At 66.6% G+C, this 17,899-nt stretch carries 18 protein-coding genes; 14 read left to right on the top strand and 4 right to left on the bottom strand.

The window, feature by feature from the left end:
- Positions 1-2: 2 nt before the first annotated feature.
- Positions 3-1,295, bottom strand: a complete 1,293-nt coding sequence (locus tag HGO92_RS12500) for a PKD domain-containing protein (protein WP_169995226.1) — start codon at positions 1,293-1,295, stop codon at positions 3-5.
- Between the two features lie 199 nt (positions 1,296-1,494).
- Between HGO92_RS12500 and HGO92_RS12505 the strand changes: the two genes are divergently transcribed.
- The 13 genes from HGO92_RS12505 (at position 1,495) to HGO92_RS12565 (ending at position 14,270) form a co-directional block, all read left to right on the top strand.
- Entirely contained in the window at positions 1,495-2,571 is a 1,077-nt protein-coding gene (locus HGO92_RS12505; RefSeq protein ID WP_240974590.1) for a DDE-type integrase/transposase/recombinase, read from the top strand.
- 291 nt (positions 2,572-2,862) lie between these two features.
- Positions 2,863-3,543 (top strand): hypothetical protein, encoded by a 681-nt coding sequence (locus HGO92_RS12510; protein ID WP_169995228.1) that lies wholly within the window; start codon positions 2,863-2,865, stop codon positions 3,541-3,543.
- Positions 3,543-4,805, top strand: coding sequence for a phage tail sheath family protein (locus HGO92_RS12515; RefSeq protein WP_169995230.1), 1,263 nt, complete (start codon positions 3,543-3,545; stop codon positions 4,803-4,805). Before HGO92_RS12510 ends, HGO92_RS12515 begins: the two co-directional genes overlap by 1 nt.
- 1 nt (position 4,806) lies before the next feature.
- Positions 4,807-5,292 (top strand): phage tail protein, encoded by a 486-nt coding sequence (locus tag HGO92_RS12520; RefSeq protein WP_169995232.1) that lies wholly within the window; start codon positions 4,807-4,809, stop codon positions 5,290-5,292.
- Positions 5,270-6,571, top strand: coding sequence for a hypothetical protein (locus HGO92_RS12525; protein ID WP_169995233.1), 1,302 nt, complete (start codon positions 5,270-5,272; stop codon positions 6,569-6,571). The genes HGO92_RS12520 and HGO92_RS12525 overlap by 23 nt, the downstream gene beginning before the upstream one ends.
- Positions 6,571-7,308, top strand: a complete 738-nt coding sequence (locus tag HGO92_RS12530; RefSeq protein WP_169995235.1) for a CIS tube protein — start codon at positions 6,571-6,573, stop codon at positions 7,306-7,308. The genes HGO92_RS12525 and HGO92_RS12530 overlap by 1 nt, the downstream gene beginning before the upstream one ends.
- Positions 7,309-7,311: 3 nt before the next feature.
- The gene (locus HGO92_RS24520; protein WP_169995237.1) at positions 7,312-8,835 is read left to right on the top strand and encodes a phage baseplate assembly protein V; all 1,524 of its coding nucleotides are present in this window, start codon (positions 7,312-7,314) and stop codon (positions 8,833-8,835) included.
- Positions 8,832-9,170 (top strand): hypothetical protein, encoded by a 339-nt coding sequence (locus HGO92_RS12540; protein ID WP_169995239.1) that lies wholly within the window; start codon positions 8,832-8,834, stop codon positions 9,168-9,170. The genes HGO92_RS24520 and HGO92_RS12540 overlap by 4 nt, the downstream gene beginning before the upstream one ends.
- The gene (locus HGO92_RS12545; RefSeq protein WP_169995241.1) at positions 9,167-9,601 is read left to right on the top strand and encodes a GPW/gp25 family protein; all 435 of its coding nucleotides are present in this window, start codon (positions 9,167-9,169) and stop codon (positions 9,599-9,601) included. Before HGO92_RS12540 ends, HGO92_RS12545 begins: the two co-directional genes overlap by 4 nt.
- Entirely contained in the window at positions 9,598-12,168 is a 2,571-nt protein-coding gene (locus HGO92_RS12550) for a putative baseplate assembly protein (RefSeq protein WP_169995243.1), read from the top strand. Before HGO92_RS12545 ends, HGO92_RS12550 begins: the two co-directional genes overlap by 4 nt.
- Positions 12,161-12,730, top strand: a complete 570-nt coding sequence (locus tag HGO92_RS12555) for a phage tail protein (protein ID WP_169995245.1) — start codon at positions 12,161-12,163, stop codon at positions 12,728-12,730. Before HGO92_RS12550 ends, HGO92_RS12555 begins: the two co-directional genes overlap by 8 nt.
- Positions 12,727-13,212, top strand: a complete 486-nt coding sequence (locus HGO92_RS12560) for a hypothetical protein (RefSeq protein WP_169995247.1) — start codon at positions 12,727-12,729, stop codon at positions 13,210-13,212. Before HGO92_RS12555 ends, HGO92_RS12560 begins: the two co-directional genes overlap by 4 nt.
- A 2-nt stretch (positions 13,213-13,214) precedes the next feature.
- On the top strand, positions 13,215-14,270 hold the full coding sequence (locus HGO92_RS12565; protein WP_169995249.1) for a PASTA domain-containing protein: 1,056 nt from the start codon (positions 13,215-13,217) through the stop codon (positions 14,268-14,270).
- On the opposite strand, the gene HGO92_RS12570 is transcribed toward HGO92_RS12565, so the two are convergent.
- Together HGO92_RS12570 and HGO92_RS12575 are read right to left on the bottom strand one after the other, a co-directional pair.
- Positions 14,267-15,043 carry a hypothetical protein gene (locus HGO92_RS12570; protein ID WP_169995251.1) on the bottom strand — a complete coding sequence of 259 codons (777 nt, stop codon included), beginning with the start codon at positions 15,041-15,043 and terminating at the stop codon, positions 14,267-14,269. The two genes, HGO92_RS12565 and HGO92_RS12570, sit on opposite strands and share 4 nt — an antisense overlap.
- Before the next feature lie 22 nt (positions 15,044-15,065).
- Positions 15,066-15,263 carry a hypothetical protein gene (locus HGO92_RS12575; protein WP_169994902.1) on the bottom strand — a complete coding sequence of 66 codons (198 nt, stop codon included), beginning with the start codon at positions 15,261-15,263 and terminating at the stop codon, positions 15,066-15,068.
- 173 nt (positions 15,264-15,436) lie between these two features.
- Between HGO92_RS12575 and HGO92_RS12580 the strand changes: the two genes are divergently transcribed.
- Complete coding sequence (locus HGO92_RS12580) at positions 15,437-15,919, top strand: PASTA domain-containing protein (protein ID WP_169995253.1); 483 nt, start codon at positions 15,437-15,439, stop codon at positions 15,917-15,919.
- Between the two features lie 541 nt (positions 15,920-16,460).
- Here the strand turns inward: HGO92_RS12580 and HGO92_RS12585 are convergent.
- Positions 16,461-17,843 (bottom strand): dGTP triphosphohydrolase, encoded by a 1,383-nt coding sequence (locus HGO92_RS12585; RefSeq protein WP_169995304.1) that lies wholly within the window; start codon positions 17,841-17,843, stop codon positions 16,461-16,463.
- Positions 17,844-17,899: the final 56 nt, after the last annotated feature.

The raw sequence follows: 17,899 nt of genomic DNA on the forward strand, positions 1-17,899 counted from the left end.
GGCTATGCGCGACGGCGGCGGAAGCGGGGCGGGGCTCGGGGCTCCCGCGGATCCGGTGGGTTTCCGCTTCCGGCGTGCTTGGGCTGATACCGTCGGCGCCGCCACCAGAGATAGAGAGCGCCGATCGCGCCGACCACCACCGGAATGGTGATACCGAGCGGTTCGCCCCATTCCTTGACCGCGTTGCCCAGGACGTAGCCGATGCCGATCTTGACTTCGATCGACTTCTCGAACGTCTTGACCAACACATCGGCGCCGTCCGGTCCCTTGGTCCAGATTGTCAGGACCATCTGCTTCGTGCCGGCCTCGCGGGCGGTGATGTTCCAGCTCCACATCCCCACGCCCTCAGACGGCAACGCGATAAGCCCGGTGTTGCCGCTGGTGAGCTCAATATCCAGGCCGTCGCTGGTGAGATCTGCCCGCATGAATTCACACAGCTTGGGCGATTCAGTTTCTATAGGGCCTTCACCTGGCAGCTCCTCAGCCGGGTCGACGGGCGAGTCCTTGAATGCAACGCGGATCGGGAAGGCCTTGGTTTCCCCCTGGACCATCGGTGACGGCGGCCTGAACACCAGCGTCCCCTCGAAACACTTATCGAGGATTTCCTGGGTGTCGGAGCCAGGAGGTTCGGTGACCGTGGGATCCACTCCAGGGGTCGACGGCGGTGGCGCTTCCGAATCGGAGGGTTCAGTTGCTGTCGGTTCCGGAGTTCCTGTCTCCGAGGGACCTCCGGTTTCCGACCCGGTAGGGCCGGGAACTGCGCCGCCTGTGGTCGGCGGCGACCCGGCGGTCTCCGACGGAGGCGGTGGATTGCTCTCCGTCGGTCCGTCGAATTTGACGGATTGTTCCAGCACTCCCGCGGCGCCGCTGTCGTCGATCACCGTCAGCCGCACGGTATAGACGCCCGGCGCGGTGAAGGTATGGCCCCAGAACATCCCTTCGCCCTGGCTGCCGTCCGCCACCTCCCACAGGAAGGTCTCGATGATGCCGCCGTCCGGATCCACGGAAGCCGAGGCGTCCATCGTGCAGGTGAAGCCCTCGCACAGCACCACGAAGTCTGCACGTGGTGCCTCGGACGCCGTTTGGGGATGCTCGGCCGGATCGGATGGAGCCGACTCGGGGGTGGGATCCTGCGCTGAGCTGGCCGATGGTGCGTCCGGCGCCGGGCCGACGGCCGTTGCACTGCCGGCTCCGGCCAGTCCGAAAACCAGGAGGGCAAGCGCCAGCCAAGCAGCCCGCACCTGCGCAGACCAATGTCTATTGGGCCGCCCCGGCAGCCCCTGCGGAGAGAACACGCTTGCCTCCAATGACGCCCCTAGGCCGTTCTCTACCTTGCAGTCTGACCCTGCCGGCACCGTTCGTCAACGGTGCGCGTTGACTCATCAAAGATGCCCGCGTAGCTGCTATCGAAGAATCATTTGATAATGCCCGCGTAGCGGTGTGTCTGCCGGGCACGCGGTTGCGTGCCCGGCACTCTGAGCCATGGAGCTTACGATGAGCCAACGCAGAGCCGTCACGAAGACCATCGCCACCCGCTATGCCAGGGCGGACCGGGCCTCGAAGAAGTCCATCCTGGATGAGCTGTGCGCGGTGACCGGCTGGCACCGCGACCACGCCCGGAAGGCACTGCGCCTGGCACTGGTGCTCAAGCCGGTCAAGCCCAGGCCGCCGCGGCCGCCCGTGTACGGGGAACAGGTGATCGAAGCCCTGCGGCGGTGCTGGGCGGTCCAGGGCACCCCGTGCGGGCGGCTGCTGGCCGCGGCGCTGCCGGACCTGGTCCCGCGGCTGCGCCGGTTCGAAGAGCTCCGGATCGACGACCAGACAGCCGCGCTGCTGCTGCGCATCGCGCCGGCCACGATCGACCGGCGGCTTGCCGGGGACCGGGCCAAACTCACCGTCCACGGCAGGTCGCATACCAAGCCCGGCTCACTGCTCAAGGACTCGATTCCGATGCGGACCTGGGCCGAATGGGACGACGCCCGGCCGGGTTTCGTGGAGATCGACCTAGTCGGCCACGAAGGCGGGAATTCGCGGGGCGAGTTCTGCTTCACCCTTGACATCACGGACATCGCCACGGGCTGGACGGAAACCGTCTCGGTGAAGAACAAGGCCCAGAAATGGGTGTTCGCCGCGATCAAGGAGGCCACGGCGAAGTTCCCGTTCCCGATCCTGGGAATCGACTCGGATAACGGCTCTGAATTCATCAACTGGGGACTGTTCCGCTGGTGCGAGCAGGAGAACCTGACGTTCACCAGGTCCCGGTCGGGGAACAAGAACGACGGCGCCCACGTCGAGCAGAAGAACTGGCATATCGTGCGCCAGACGGTCGGCTACCACCGCTACGACACCGCAGGCGAGCTGGAGCTGCTGAACCGGATCTGGGGCGCTGCAGCGGCTGCTGACCAACCATTTCGCGCCGCAGCAAAAACTCGTCTCCAAGGAACGCAACGGCGCGAAGACCACCAAGAAATACGACAAACCGGCCACGCCGTACCAGCGCGTCCTGGCCGATACCGGCACTGTCGCCAAGAGAGTCAAGACACGGTTGGCCAAGGAAAACGAGCCCCCTGAATCCGGCGGCCATTCAACGCCAGGTCCAGGCCCTCACGGCCGAACTGCTGACCCTCACCACGTCAAAACAAGGGCCAAAGCCCAAGCCTGCTATCCGGGCAAAATCAAATGATTCCTCGAATCAATCGAAGCGGGCATCTTGACATGATTCCCCGGGCGGTGCCGCAGATCAAACCTTTCCATACGTACCGGCGGCGGAAACGGCCGGGAAATTATCCCGTGACGGCCCTGTCTTTCAGGAGTAGCCTTTAGCACACGAGCACGATCTCTGGCTGTGAGGGGAGAGCCACGATGAGCCTTGCACGGGCGGCGTTGACGGAGTTTGCGGCGTTTGTTTCGGCGGCCGTGTCTCCCGACGCCGCCACCCTTGAAGAAGACACTGCGGGGCCGGACCATCCCCCGCCACAACCAGAGGGTCCCATCAGGATCCGACCCGTCGCCCTCGACCGGACGAGCCGCTCCCAGCGGGACGGTCCCGTCCTGGACCTCGAACTCACCGTCGCCGTCAGCAGCTCCGGCCAGCGCGGACTGGAAAACACCGAGACCCTGCTGACAGCCCTCGAATCGGTCGGGCGCTATCGGGTGGCCCCGCTGGATAGGCAGGGGCCGCCTGCGGTTCCGACCGTGTTCAGTTTCCTCGTCCGGATCCCGGTGGCTGTCCGGCTCGACATTCCGGCGGGGCCTCCGGTCCGCGAGCCGCTGCAGCTGCGGATGGGAACCGGCCGTCTGTTGCAGGGCACCCTGCGGGGCCGGGACGGCAAGCCGCTGGCTGGCGCCCGCGTCCGCGCCCACGCATCGGCAAGAACCGCCACCACCGGATTGGACGGCGGGTTCGAGCTGCTGACCACGCATGATGACACCCAGCACTTCACCGTGGAGTTCGACGGCGCCGCCCGCCGGATCAGTGCCAGCAGCAGGGACGTTCCGCTCACCCTCCGCTGGGAACCACCAGATGATGAAAGAGGAACCTGATGACCAGCTACCTGGCGCCCGGCGTCTACGTTAAGGAAGTGCCTAGCGGGCCGCGCACCATCGGCCGGGTCAGTACCAGCATCGCGGCCTTCATCGGCAAGGCCCCGAAGTCCCAAGCCCGGCTGGACGAAGCGGTCGCGATCGACAACTGGACACAGTTCGCCGACCTCTACATCGGCGACGCCAGCGCCGGGACCCATCTGGCCAACGCCGTCTATGGCTTTTTCGCCAACGGCGGCGGGCGTTGCTACGTCGTCAATATCGGCGACGGCGACAATCTCACCGGGACCTCGGCCAAGCCCACCGGCGTACGGCTGCTCGAAGCCCTGGACAATGTGTCGATGGTCGCCGCCCCAGGGTTCCACCGGCCACAGGACTACGCCGCCCTGCTGGAGCACTGCGAGCACCCGTTACGGCAGGACCGCCTTGCCGTGATGGACACGCCAGAAGACGTGGCTGACATCGACGATCTGACTGCGGCAGGCGGCGCAACGGTTCCGGAGCCGGACAACAGTGGCGGCACGGATTCAGGCAGCGATGCCGGTGAAGACGACGACGGCGGGAGCCCGCCTCCCAGCTCCGAGGACAACGGTCCGATCGGGGCACCCCAGTCCCCCGGCGGCTACGCGGCACAGTACTTCCCGTGGATCGTCGTGCAGGACGCTGTCACAGGCGCCTTGGTGGCCCAGCCGCCGTCGGGCCATATCGCCGGCATCTGGGCGCGGGTGGATTCCTCCCGCGGCGTCCATAAAGCACCTGCCAACGAGCCGGTCCAGGGCGCGGTGAACCTGGTCCACCAAGTGACCCGAGGGGAGCAGGAGGTCCTCAATCCGGCCGGCGTCAACTGCATCCGTCGCTTCCCGGAGGGCTTCCTGGTCTGGGGCGCCCGCACCCGCGCACCGCAGTCCGGCGAGTACCGGTATATCAACGTCCGCCGCCTGACCAACATGATCAAGGAGTCCATCGCCGAAGGCACCAAATGGGCCGTGTTCGAACCCAACGACTACGCACTCTGGGGCTCGCTCCGCAGGGACATCGGTTCGTTCCTGACCAATGTCTGGCGCGATGGCGGCCTGCTCGGCCGGACGCCGGAAGAGGCCTTCTTCGTGAAATGCGATGAGGAGACCAACCCTCCGGAGGTGCGCAACGAAGGCCAGATTGTGGCCATTGTCGGCCTCTCCGTGGTGCGGCCCGCAGAGTTCGTCATCTTCAAGCTCATGCAGTCCGCCAACATGACCGAAATCGAAAGCACAGGAGCCTGACATGCCGGGATCCAACAAAGCCCCCAGCGCGCAGCCGGGCAACGTCGTCGACCCGTACCGCGCGTACAATTTCAAGCTCATCGACCACGGCATCATGCAGGCCGCGTTCACCCGGGTCGAGGGGCTGGGCATCGTGGTCAACCGCGCGCTGTTCCGTGCCGGCGGCGAAAACAGCGTGGTCCGGGCCATCCCCATGCAGGTGAGTTACCCGCCGGTGAAGCTCTGGTACGGCGTCACGGATTCGGACGAACTGCTACGCTGGCTCTTCACCGCGGTCAAGGGCCGGGTGGAACGCCGCGATGTGTCCCTGGCCCTGCTCAATGAGGCCGGCACGGACCATGTCCGCCGCTGGGACTTCATCGGCGCCTGGCCCTGCGAATGGCAAGGCACCCCGCTGGACGCGCTCGGCGACGAACTCGCCATAGAGTGCCTGACCCTCACGTTCGACCGGCTGGAACTGGCAGATGACGGAAACCAGGCCCCGTAAAGCCGTGGCCGAGAGTCTGCGCCGGATAGCCGACGCCCTCGACCCGGCCCCGCAACCGAAAGACGTGGCGGCGGCGCCTGCTGCCGCGGCTAAACCCGGTGCCCCGGAGCATTGGCTGGCCAGGCTGGAAGAGGCCGGCGTATCCACCGCCGCCTATCGAACGGGAGCGGAGCCGGAAGGGGCTGCCCGGAACGAAAAGGATTCCGTGCGTTCATCGGGCGGGATCCTCGCCACCGGACTGCGACATCTTGCCCGCCTCTTCGCCCACAAGCCCGGACAGCAGGAAGCAGGAATAACGACGGCGGAGGCACCGGTACCAGCGTCCGAACGAACGCAGGCACGGACGGCACCAACCGCGGCCGGAGCGGAGCAACGCCAAGACTACGGAGCACCGGTGCGGCGCGCCGGATACGCCGAGCCGAAAAGGGCCGGGAAACCCAGCGCAGTGACGTTCCCGCCGCAGGACGCACAACCCCGGCCGAGGCAGGCAGCGGGCGCAGCACCTCCCGGTTCCCCGGCGGAAACCGGGGCGAGAGGCAGTTCGCTGCATCTGCCCACGGGGGCCACCAGTCCGGTTCCGGAAGCGTGGGGCCGCAGTCCGGTTGCCCCGAGGAATGCGGCGGAACCGTCTCCGGGCACGCCGGCGCCTCCTCCGGGACCAGCCGATCCGGCCCAGCGGACGGATGACGCCGTTCCCCGAAGTACGGCCGATCCCCGGAGCACGGATCCTGAAGGCAGGAGTCCAGGGCTGCACCCGCCGGTTGCCAGCGGCCGCCTGGTCTTGAACGTCGGCCGCGGACCGGAAGACCGCTCCGTGCCGGGAGCCGTTCCACGGTACCGGGCCGCCGTTTTCCGGTCCGGCGACGGGACCAGCCGTCCCACAGTCCCTGGCAACGGCAACGCCAACGGCGCCGAGACGGCAGGCAAGGACGGCGCCAACGAGGCTGTTGCAGGGCAACGCCCGGGTAGCACAGGAAGTCCTGCCGGATTCGATATCAACGGGTCAGCAGTCCCCTACCAGTCGTCGTCGCTCCTTGCACCGGCGCAGCAGGCCAACGCGGACACCGGCCAGAAGCAGGACGCTTTTCCCGCCTCCGGCGCCGCATCGCCGGTGGGGCCGAACGTTCCCGCGGTGCTCCCGGCGGCGCCGCCCTGGCCGGACCTGCCAGGGCAGAACCGGTTGGCCGGATCGGCAGCGGCCGTCCAGGCGGCGCAAGGACAATGGCTGGATGCCCTCGCCCGGGCCTCCCGGCTGGCGGCCGAACAAGGAGCCCGCTGATGGAACATGTGTCCTTCCTGATCGAGGAAACCGGCGAGCACCTGAGCTGCCTGCTCAACCCCGAGTCCCTGGTCATGACGCGCACCGCAGGCGTAGAAACCCGCCGGTCCTCCGGCGGCCGGCTGACCGGGACGTCGCTGGCCGATGATCCGCTGCTGTTCACCGGCGGCGGCCGGACCGAGCTGCAGCTGGAGCTGCTCTTCGACGTCGATCTGGCGCCCGAAGGCGTTCCGGTATCCGACGTTCGGCAGATGACCCGGTCCATCTGGAAACTCGCCGAAAACTCCGCTGAAGCCGCGCGCCGCCGTCGTCCTCCGCTGGCCTGCCTGGCATGGGGAATGGCGTGGTTTATCCCGGGCATCGTGACCGAGGTAGCCGAACGCTTCGACCGCTTCGCACCGGACGGCTCGCCGCTGCGGTCGTGGATGAAGCTGCTCTTTGTCCGGGTGGGTTCCGCCGCGGACGAGCCCGGCGGTGAGAGCTACGAGCTCGCCCAGCGGCTGCCGCCGGTGGACGTCACGGCACCCGCCGTCGGCTCCGTGGAAGTCCTGGGCAGCGGGACGGATGAAACCAACGAGGAGGGCGTACCCGCTGTCCATCCCACGGACCTGGGGCTGCTCTCGCAGGCGGCCTTCGGAACCCCGCTGCTGTGGAAGGAACTGCTGGACTACAACGGGGTCGATGATCCTTTCCATTTCACCGGGCCGCTGGCCGTGCCGCCGCTCTCCGAAGGCTGACCCGTGCAACAGGTCCAGGGGCTGCCGGAATTGATCATCTCGCTGGGACGTAGGCGGCTGTCGGCAGCCGAAACGGGCGCCGTCATCTCGGTGGAGGTCCGGTCCGTCCTCGGCAGTCCCACACAATGCCAGCTCACCTTTCAGGCGGATTCGGTCTTTGCCGGAGCGCGGGAGCTGGCACCGGCAACCGGCGACGCCCTGAAAGTGGAGGTCGCCGGCCGGCCGGAGACGCTCTTCGCCGGGGACGTGACCGTGGTGGAGCGCAGCTACGCCGCGGATGCCACCCGGCTGCTGCGGTTGCGCGCCTATGACGCGCTGCACCGGCTGCGCAAGCGCCAGTTCACCCGGCTGCTGGAAGCCACGGACCTGGCCGCCTTGGCCATGACACTCTGCCAGGGCACCGGACTGCAGGTCAAGGGCGGCACGCAGAAAGTCGGACCGGTGTACCAGTGCGGGCGGTCGGACCTGGCGGTGCTCGCCGAATGCTGCGCCCAGGCAGGACGGTACCCTGTGGTCGCCGGGCGGGAACTCCTGCTGGTCCCGCTGGCCGGGGACGACGACGGCGAACCGCTTGAGCTGGAACTGGGCGGCAACCTGCATTCGGCCGAATTGGAACTCAGCCAGGAGCCGGCCTTCCGCAGCGCCGATGTGGCCGGCTGGCATCCTGCCCCGGCCACCGCCGTCCGCGCCCGCGCTACGGAGGACACCGCCCGCGCACACGTCAAAGCGGATGCCGCGCCCGCCACCGTGGGTGGCGGCGGAGCGCTACACCGGCGCAACGGCTTGTTCTCCGACCGCGCCGGTGCGGAGGCACTGGCCCAGGCCGAACTGGACGTGCGTGCGGCCGGTGAAGCCACGGCGGAGCTGGTCGTGGAGGGAGATCCTGCGCTCCGGCCGGGCCGCCGGATCCGCCTGCGGGGAGTCGCCGCGGAGTTCGAAGGCACCTACGCCGTGTGCGCCGCTGCCCATATGATCGACCGGACCGGCTATGAGACCGCCGTTTCCACCCGGCCGCCGGGGCCGCCGCCGGACCGGGCCGCCGATGTGGCCACGCTCGGCATTGTCACGGACACCGAAGACCCGCAGCAGCTCGGCCGCGCCCGGGTCTCGCTGCCGGCCTACCCCGACCTGGTCACCGGGTGGTCTCCGGTCCTGGTCGCCGGGGCCGGGCCGGACAAGGGAGCGGTCATCCTGCCGGCAGCCGGCGACCACGTGCTGATGCTGCTGCTGGCCTCGGACCCGGCCAACGCCGTTATTCTCGGCGGCCTTTACGGGATGCGGCAGCCCCCGGATGCCACGGTTCGCGGGCCCCGCGGCGGCCGGTACACCGTGCGAACCGCGGACGGCCAGCAGCTGATGCTCGACGGCGCCGCCCACAGCTTCACCGCTACCGACGGCCACGGTTCCGCCGTCGAAATGGGACCTGACTTACTGCGGATCAGCGCCGCGACGGACCTGGTCATCGAGGCTCCGGGCAAGGGGCTGCGGATCCGCGCGCGCACCGTGGACTTCGAGGAGGCACCGTGAAAATCCTGGTACTGGCTGGCACCACCCGGTGCGGCCATGACGGCCTGGTCGGGCCCAAGGCCTCCCAGACCTGGGTGCGGATCGGCGGCTCGCCCGTCCTGGTCGCCCACGATCCGGAAGGCAGGCCGATCGCTGGCTGCCCGAACATCGGCCTGAACATCAAGCCGTGCACCAATACGCTCACCGTCCACACAGGCTATTCCGGCTTCATCTGTATCGGCGAACGCGGCGTCTGCCTGGACTCGGTCACCGGATTCACCGACGGCACACCGCCGGGAGCGGTCAAGTACACGGTCCGCTCCCCCGGCCAATCCTTCACGGTGGCGGCGTCATGAGCATGCCCCGCTACCGCTCGCTGGCCATGGTGCATCCAGATTTCGACGCCGACGCTGGTCCCGCCGGGCTGCGGCTGGCTCCGGGCGGCGGGCTGGCCAGCGTGACGGATGCGGCCTCGGTCCGCCAGTCGCTGCTGCTCCTGCTGAGCACCCGCCCCGGCGAGCGCGTCAACCGTCCGGACTACGGCTGCCGGCTCTTCCAGCTGGTCTTCGAACCGGCCGGCGATACCACCGCCGGACTCGCCGTGCACTACGTGGCCCGGGCCATCGAACGTTGGGAGGACCGGATCAGCATTGTCTCGCTCGACGCCGGCCGGACCCCCGAGGAGCCGGCGCTGCTGGAGATCCGGCTGCACTACCGCATCCGCGCCACCTCGCAGGAAGAGCAGCTGACCGTGGTGGTACCCCTCGGCAACGGAGGCCCCTCGTGAGCATCCCGGTCCCCAACCTCGACGACCGCTCCTTCATGGAGCTGGTGGCCAGCGCCCGCGAGCGCATTCGGCAGGTGGACCCGTCCTGGGAGCCGACCGTGCATGACCCGGGCATGGTCCTCGTGGAGGCCTTCGCGCATCTGACCGACATGCTGCTCTACCGGCTCAACCGGGTACCGGAGAAGCTCTACACGGTCTATCTGAACCTGCTGGGCACGTCGCTGCGGCCGCCGCACGCGGCCCGGACGCTGCTCGAGTTCACCCGCCAGGAGCCCGACGGCGGTCCGCTCACCATCCCCAAGGGGACCCAGGCCGGCTGCCCGCCGGGCATCCCCGGCGCCCCGCAACCGGTGTTCAGCACCATCGAGGACGCCGTCCTCGAAGCCGGGCAGGCCATCGTCCGGGTCGCCGCCGTCGACGCCACGCTGCACGAGGCCGTCCCTGTCGGCACCGGGACCGGGCGGCCCGGCCAGGTCCTGCAACTACCCGCCGCGCCCGCCGTCGCCGGCGAGGGTCTGGCCGTCGGTGTCGAGGTACCCGCAGGAGCCCGGCTCCGCAGCGGCAATGCCGTACTGGTTGACGGCGTCGCGTACCGGACCTGCCGCGATGTGCAGGCCTTCGCCGATGCCGGTCCCGGCGAGTCCGCGGTCCGCGTGGACCGCTTCTCCGGAACGTTGGTCTTCCCGTGGTGGCCCGAAGGCGATGCCCAGCCGCCGCCGGCCCCGGCCGCAGGCGCGCGCATCATCGCCTGGTTCCGCTCCGGCGGTGGCGCCCAGGGCAACGTGCCGGCCGGCTCGCTGACCGTACTGCGTACCCCGTTGGACGGGCTGACCTGCACCAATCCGGAACCGGCTACCGGCGGCAGGGACGCCGAACCGCTCTCGGAGGCGCTGCGCCGGGCACCGCAGGACTTCCAGGCCCGCGACCGCGCCGTCACCGCCCGCGACTACGAATCGCTGGCGGCGCGCCACGGCGGCGTCGGCCGGGTACGCGCGATCACCCGGCGCGAAATCTGGGAATTCGCCAATCCGGGCGAGGTTGAAGTGGTGCTGGTTCCGCACGTTCCGGAGACGGACCGCCGGGACGGCAGCGTCACGGAGGACCAGCTGCGCAGCTACGCCCGGGACCAGGTGGTCGAGGAAGTAGCCGCCCACCTGCGCGAGCGGGCCACCATCGGCGCGGTGCCGGTGGTGCGGTTTGCGCGCAGCAAGCAGGTGCTGGTCCGGGCCCGCGTGCACGTGCGTCCGGATGAGGACGCCGCCGGCGTCCAGCGCCGGATCCTGCAGCGGCTGCACTCGGCGATCAACCCGCTTCCCGAGGGCGGCACCGGGTACGGTTCCGGCTTCGGGAATCCGCTGCGCGTGTCCAACCTGTACCGCGTGATGGAGGAGGCCGAACCCGGCGTCGAGTATGTGGACCGCGTGCAGCTGGAAGTGGAGCAGGTCCCGGACCAGGACGCCGTTTCCCTGGTGCGCGCCGCGGGCCGCCCCGGCAGCTGGTTCGTCGCGGGCGGCGATACGCTCTTCCGCACGCTCAACTGGGGCCGGGGCTGGGAGGCTTGCGCCGATTTCGACGGCGAGACCATCCGTGTCGTCGTCCCGTACCCCGAGCCGGGCCCCGGCCGGACAGCCGCTGCCTTCCCCGGCAAAGTCGCCGTGGCCACCACCACGGACCGCGGCTCGCGGATCTACCTCAGCGATGACCTGGGCGAAAGCTGGCGCCGGGCCGCCGAACTCGGCTTCGCCATCGCGGACTTGTCCTGGGTCTCCCGTGCCGGCCGGCCTGTCCTGCTCATGGCCGGAGCCCGCGGGCTCTACGAACTCCCGGATGAGCCCGGCGCCGGCCCCGTCCAGAACGTGGTGGACCCTACGGACCCGGACCGCGGCTTCTATACGGTGGACGCCTTCATGGATGTGCGGGGGCAGACCGGCGTGGTGCTCGCCGCGGAAGCCGCCGCCGGCATCTGGCTCTCCCCGCGCGACGGCGCCCCCGAGTCATTCCACCGCATCAAGACCAAAGGCGACGACGTGCGCTGCATGGCCATTCAGTACGACGGCCCGGCCACCTGGCTGTGGCTGGGCCGCGCTGTGCCCGAGGGATCCGGCGCAGGCTGTGCCCGGCTCAAATTGGTGGAACTGGACCGCACACGGTTCGATGAGGCCCTGGCCGCCTCCTGGGAGGAACGCACCGACGGCTGGAGCGGCGGCAGTTGTTCCAGCCTGCACATCCTCGGGAGCACGGCCTACGCGGCAACGTACAGCAGCGGCGTCATCGCGCTGGATCTGTCCGGCGGCGGCGCCTGGGACCACCGCGAAGTCAACTGCGGCCTGCCGCTTCGGGACCGGGCCAGATTCGAACCGGTGGAGTCCGTCTCCGGTGCCATGGACGACGACGGCGGCCAGCTGGTTCTCGCCGCCGGCCCGCGCGGCACCTTTGGTTCCGATGATGCCGCGCAGCAGTGGCATAGCCGTTCCAGACGCGTGGTGGACGATGTTGTCACGCTGCCCGAGACCTGGCTCTTCTGCTCCGGCGAACACCAGATCGACGTGGTGCATTCCGATGGCTGACCAGCTGCTGAACATCCTGCCCGAGGTCTTCCGCACGGCCGCGCACACCAACCGCCCGCTGCAGGCGCTGGCCGCGGCGGCCGCGGACATGCACGCGCCGGCGCACCGGGTGCTGGCGGACTTGCCCGAGTACTTCGATCCCTACCGCGCGCCGGAGCGCATGCTGCCCTACCTCGCGCGGTGGGTGGATCTTGATTGGCTGGCCACCAGCGCTCCGGGCACGGCCGGCAGCGCAGGCGGAACCCTTCGACCGGACCGGCTGCGCGACCTGGTGGCCAACGCCGCCGAGCTTTCGGCCAGCCGCGGCACCGCCGGCGGGCTGCGGCGTTTCCTCCACCTGGCCACCGGCGTCCCCGGCTTCAGCATCGACGACGTTCCCGGCGCGTTCCACCTGAATGTCGGCGTGCCGGCCGCGGCGGCGGACCAGCTGCTGCTGATCAGGCGGATTGTGGAGGGCACCAAGCCCGCCCATACGACCTGCCGGATCGAGATCGAAGCCGCCGAACCTGAGCCAGACGAACGCGAACCGGAAAAAACCGAGCCGGAAGAACCCGGGCCATGAGCGCCGGGAACCGCAAGCCGCTCATTATTGCCGCGGTCTGTGCTGCCGTCGCCGTCGTTGTTTTCGCCCTGGGCGCCGGATTCGGCGGCCAGGGCGCGGATGGCGCCGCAGGCTGGCAGGACCGCTTCGGCGGTCTGGAACTCAGTGCCGGCCTGGACATCAGTGAGCTGCAGCCCGCGGGTGGAAACTGCCGTCTGGACGGAGACCGCATCACCATCACCGGATCCTGCACACTGGCAGTCGGTGAATTCGGCGGGCCTTTCTCCCTGCAGGCCACCAAACACGCGGAATTGGTGCCGGCCGCGCCGGTGAACCTGATGCTCGCGGTGGAAGGCACCAGCACCCAGCAGGACGTAGGGGCGGGCTGCGGGATCAATCTCGTGTTCGGCCGCTCCGGCGGCGCTCTCACCCTCACCTGCCAGCTCATCACAGTTCCCTGCGCTGTTGAGCTGGGACAAGGCAGAGACTGCTCTAAGGAGTGACCATGACGGACCAGGACGCACAGATGGGCCAGATCGAAATGACGCTGAGTTCATCCCGCATCGAGTTGGAGGACGGGACCGGTGCCGTGACGGCCTCCGTCACCAACGCCGCGCCGAAACCCCAGCGCGTGGTGCTGCGGGTCTTCGGCGGCGAGTTCGTTGCACCGCCCAAACCCGCTGCCGGCGGCACTGCGGAATCGGAGCACCCGCCGTCCCACCGTCCCAGCGTGCCGCCGCCGGACCCACCGCCCGACCCAACGGACTGGGCCACCATCGACGAGAGCCTGCGGACCATTCCTGCCGGTGCCACGGAGCAGTACACGGTCACCTTCGACGCGAAATCAGCGCCCGGCGGCACCTACTCCGTCAAGCTCAACGCCTACTCCGCCGATGAGCCGCCGGAGGCCAACAGCGGGCAGGTGCTGACGCTGGAGCTGGTGGTTCCCGCGCAACCGGCCAAGCCGGAACCGAAGAAATTCCCCTGGTGGATTGTCGCCGCAGCCGCCGGACTCGTGGTGGTGATCGCCGTCGTTGTTTTCTTCCTTTGGCCCCGCAAGACGGAAGTGCCGCTGCTGACCGGCGGAACCTTGGAACAGGCGCAGGCAGCACTGGTGGAAGCGGGACTGGGCGGGCAATTCAACCCGGTGGAAAGCACTGAGCCGCCGGAAACCGTGCTGAGCCAGGACCCGGAGGCCGGTACGGAAGTCGAACCCGAATCCATCGTGACGGTTGGTTTTGCGGTCGAGCAGACTGTCGAAGTGCCCAACGTGATTAACCAACGGGCAGCGGCAGCCCGCTCCGGGCTCGAAGACAGCGGCCTGCGAGTCGTCCTGAATCCGGCATCCACCTGCGGCAACATCAATGACAACGCCTGCATCGTGCGTGGCCAGCTGCCGGAGGGTGGCGAACGCGTGCCGGTCGGTTCAAATGTGATGCTCACCGTCAGCCCGTTTGTGTTCACGTTCCCGTGGCCCGTTAACACCTGCGGGGTGGTCTTCTGCGAACGGCTGGAGATTGACGAGCTGGAGCGGATAGAGCTGCCGGACCTCGGCGGCTAATCTGCCACGGATCCCGAGGTCCGGATCGCGTTGATGATCGCCGGCAGCGAGTAGATGAGCATCACCAGTGCCCAGACCAGCGCCACCACCGCCGTCACGATGGCCCATAGGTGATCGCCGATCGCCACCACCGGGCCGGGCAGGAAACCGTGGATGAAGCCGAGCACCAGCTGCAGCACCACGGACACCACGACCAGCGCCATCAGACCCTTGACCCGCAGGAACCTCGGCTGGGACAGCACAAGGAAGACACCGAAACAGATTTTCAGGAAGAGCAACAACCCCAGCAGAGCTGCCGCCTGCCCCGTGGAAAAGCTGCCCCAGATCGCCAAGTAGGCCAGCGTGCCGAAGGGCGCGGCGACGAACAACCCGATCATCAGCATCAGCGTGGCCAGCGCCGCGAGTCCGGCCAGCAGACACATCACCACCCACAGCAGCGAAACCACCAGTGTGACGATGCCCTGGAGCCTGCCATAAAGGCGCAGGGGAATCAGCAGGCTCAGCCCCACCATGAGCACGCTGAACAGCAGCAGCCCATCGATGAAGGCCAGGAATCCTATGCCGGCGCCGGGTGGCTGCGGGACTTCGCTGCCGGCGCCCGCCAATAGTTCTTCAGGAACCCCCAGCTCCAACGCCGCCCCGCTGGACGCACGTGAAGGCGGCCCGTCCAAGAGCAGGACGGGCAACCCAACTTCCACCAGGACCACCAGGACAGCAGCGACTACCGCAAGGAAGTACAACGGCCGGCGGAGACCGCCGGCTGCACCCGCCATGCCCGCAGTGGCCCGGCCTGGCCTAATCCGTCCGGCCGTGCGTGACGTAGGACAGGATCAGGAACACCCCGCCGAACACCATGAACGCGATACCGGCGACGGTCAGCCACAACTGGTTCAGGACCAGGCCCAGCACCAGGAGTACCAGACCGAGCCCGATGGCGCAGAACCAGGCGATCCTGCCCCGGGCAGTGAACAGCGGAACGGTATATTGAGGCATTTCAATCCCCCTTCTTCGGCGCCGGGATTCCGGCGTCCGTAGCCGCAATTTTAAGGTCTTCGTCCCCCGCAGGCGATCGGATAATAGTCACGATCAGGCCGCTCTTGCACCGCTTCCGCAAGGCCGGGCGTTTCCAAAACGTTACCTTCCGCCAGGCAGCCAGCCTTTCCGGGATGCAAGGTACCGAGGTACCCCAGGTAGCGGACGGCACGCTGAGCCAGGCAGTTGAGCTACTGGAGAAAGCAGACCTCCAGCCAAAGATCCAGACGGTTGAGAGCGACCGGATCCCAGACACGGCCCTCACCCAGGATCCGTCGGCTGGGACCAATGTCGAACGCGAGTCCCTGGTGTCCCTCGGTGTGGCAATTGAACCGGCGGATGATTATCTGCCCGGATACGAGTATCGGCTTGTTGTTCCCGACGACGAGGTCTGCGTGACACCGGAATCCGCGGCACAGGTCCTAGTCGATAACGAGGAAATCACGCAGCTCCGGCGCAAACCCAATCCGCCCGGCGGCCCATATGGAATAAATACGTGCCTTCAAGGTTTCGTGTGGCGTGACGCTTATAACGGCGACCAGATCTGCGTCACCGGCGAGACACGATCCCGCACGCCTCAGGAGAATGCCGAAGCCGACTCCCACAGAGCGCCATAACGCGGAATCGTTCGGCAACAGAATGCAGCGTGAAAAGCACCAACAGGATCCGAGACCGCGGGACAGCTCGAGGCCAGCGGCTGCTCGAGCTTCACATACACAGCCAACAGATCAATCCGGCTCTCCGTCACCCGGGAATGGAACGGAGCGCCGCTGGGCCATCACCCTCGGTTGCGCGACGGCAACCTGGGACAGGACAACAACGGCGACACCTCCGATACCGTGCGTTAGAAACAGAGTGGTGAATGACAGGTGGGATCAACCTGCGGCAGAATTACTGCAAGTCCTGGTATTTGTCACATAGCCGCCGGCACCGCGCACCGTGGTTACCATAACCATCGTCAGCGGCGGCCACGGCCTGCGCCAGGAATACGATCCAACCTAGGCATGGGAAGCCCACCTTCCTCAACAACATTGTCGGCGTCACCGTCGCCTACTTCACACCGACCACAAAATCCTAGATCCAAAGCTACATCAGCATTTCTAAGAACAACGGCAGAGGGATCGACTTTGAACTAGTCCCCGACCATTTCAGGCGTTGCTAGAGATGCCCTACGTGTTCCCTGCCTGCCAGAACAGCATGCAGATAGTATGCCTCCGAGTCGCTTAGCCCTGAAATAAAATCAAGAATGCCCCGATATATCTTCTGTTTGTGCGTGTACGAGGAGTCTTGGGCAAGGGCAAGATCCAGCGTTCGTCGGAGAGCGTTTGGCAACCGACGCAAACTCTGTTCGTCCGCCATGGCCGCGCCACCTACTTTATAGGCTTCTAAGGCAAAAGTTTCAACTCGTCCAAAAATGTCCCTAAGCACTTGCCTTTGGCCCACTTGGATATTGGCAAGCGTGGGTTCATCAATGATGTGGAACCAGATGAGCTGTTTAAGAATTCCGTTGAGCTCATCCTGGATGGGATCTCGAACTACATTGCCCGATTCCACCTTTGCCGCTCGGATAAAAGAGGTCAGTAACGTGCCCCTCAGGCGATCAAGGGCGGCTAGATCCTCTGTTGTGCCGGTAAAACGAGAGCGAGGAAGGAACTCAAACAGCCCGTACAGTGCTTCTTCGACTCCAGGGGATAAAGGGCCGACAGCATTCGCACTCTTGGCATAGCGAAGAAATCCTTTTGCAACATCGGTTCCGCGTTTGTAGTCGTTGAGTGGAATTAAACCTATTCGATAAAAGTCTTCGATATCATGAACTGCATAGGAAATGTCATCCGCCCAGTCCATGACCTGCGCGTTGAGGTCCGGAACGTCCTGACGGCCTACCGCCCACTCTAAGATCTCCTTGTCACAGTCGTAGGCTCCCCACTTGGACGCTTTCTTATCAGGGGCACCTCTCAACCACGGGTACTTAGTAGTGGCTGCCAGCGATGCTCGCGTTAGATCCAAGCCGATTGGCCCTATTTCTTTGTCAGTCTTGTCCTTGTCCTTGTGTACTGACAGAACAGCAGAAATCCGGAGGGATTGCGCGTTGCCTTCGAAGCCATCCTCCAGCTTGCAATTACTGCACGGATCTTGTCTACGTTGCTCATAGGTTCGAGGGCGACTGCGTTGATGTTGGCCACATACGACCAGCGCGTCAAGTTCCTGTTCACCTGCATGCCCAAATGGGGGATGCCCAAGATCATGGGCTAAACACGCCGCCGCAATCGCGTGCATGTCAAAGATCGGAGGTAGCTGTCGATCGTCACCGCTTAACTTTGTGTAGATGGAGACGCCGACCTGCTCCACTTTCAGAGAATGCGTAAGCCTATTGTGCAGCGACATTGAGGGCGTCCCTGTCGCTACTTGAGTCACGCCGCCTAAACGCCGAAACGCTTCAGAGTATAGAATTCGATCTCTATCGCGTTGGTGGTTGGGTCCCCGTGTAGGAGTCCGGTGACTATGTGAGTTTCGTGTCCGAGAATGGACGCAGGAGGAAATTCACTAGTTATGGCACGTAGGCATACCCCCGAGCAGGTCATCGCGAAGGTCCGGCA

Origin of the sequence: Crystallibacter degradans, from assembly GCF_012952295.1 — a bacterium.
Lineage (GTDB): Bacteria > Actinomycetota > Actinomycetes > Actinomycetales > Micrococcaceae > Crystallibacter > Crystallibacter degradans.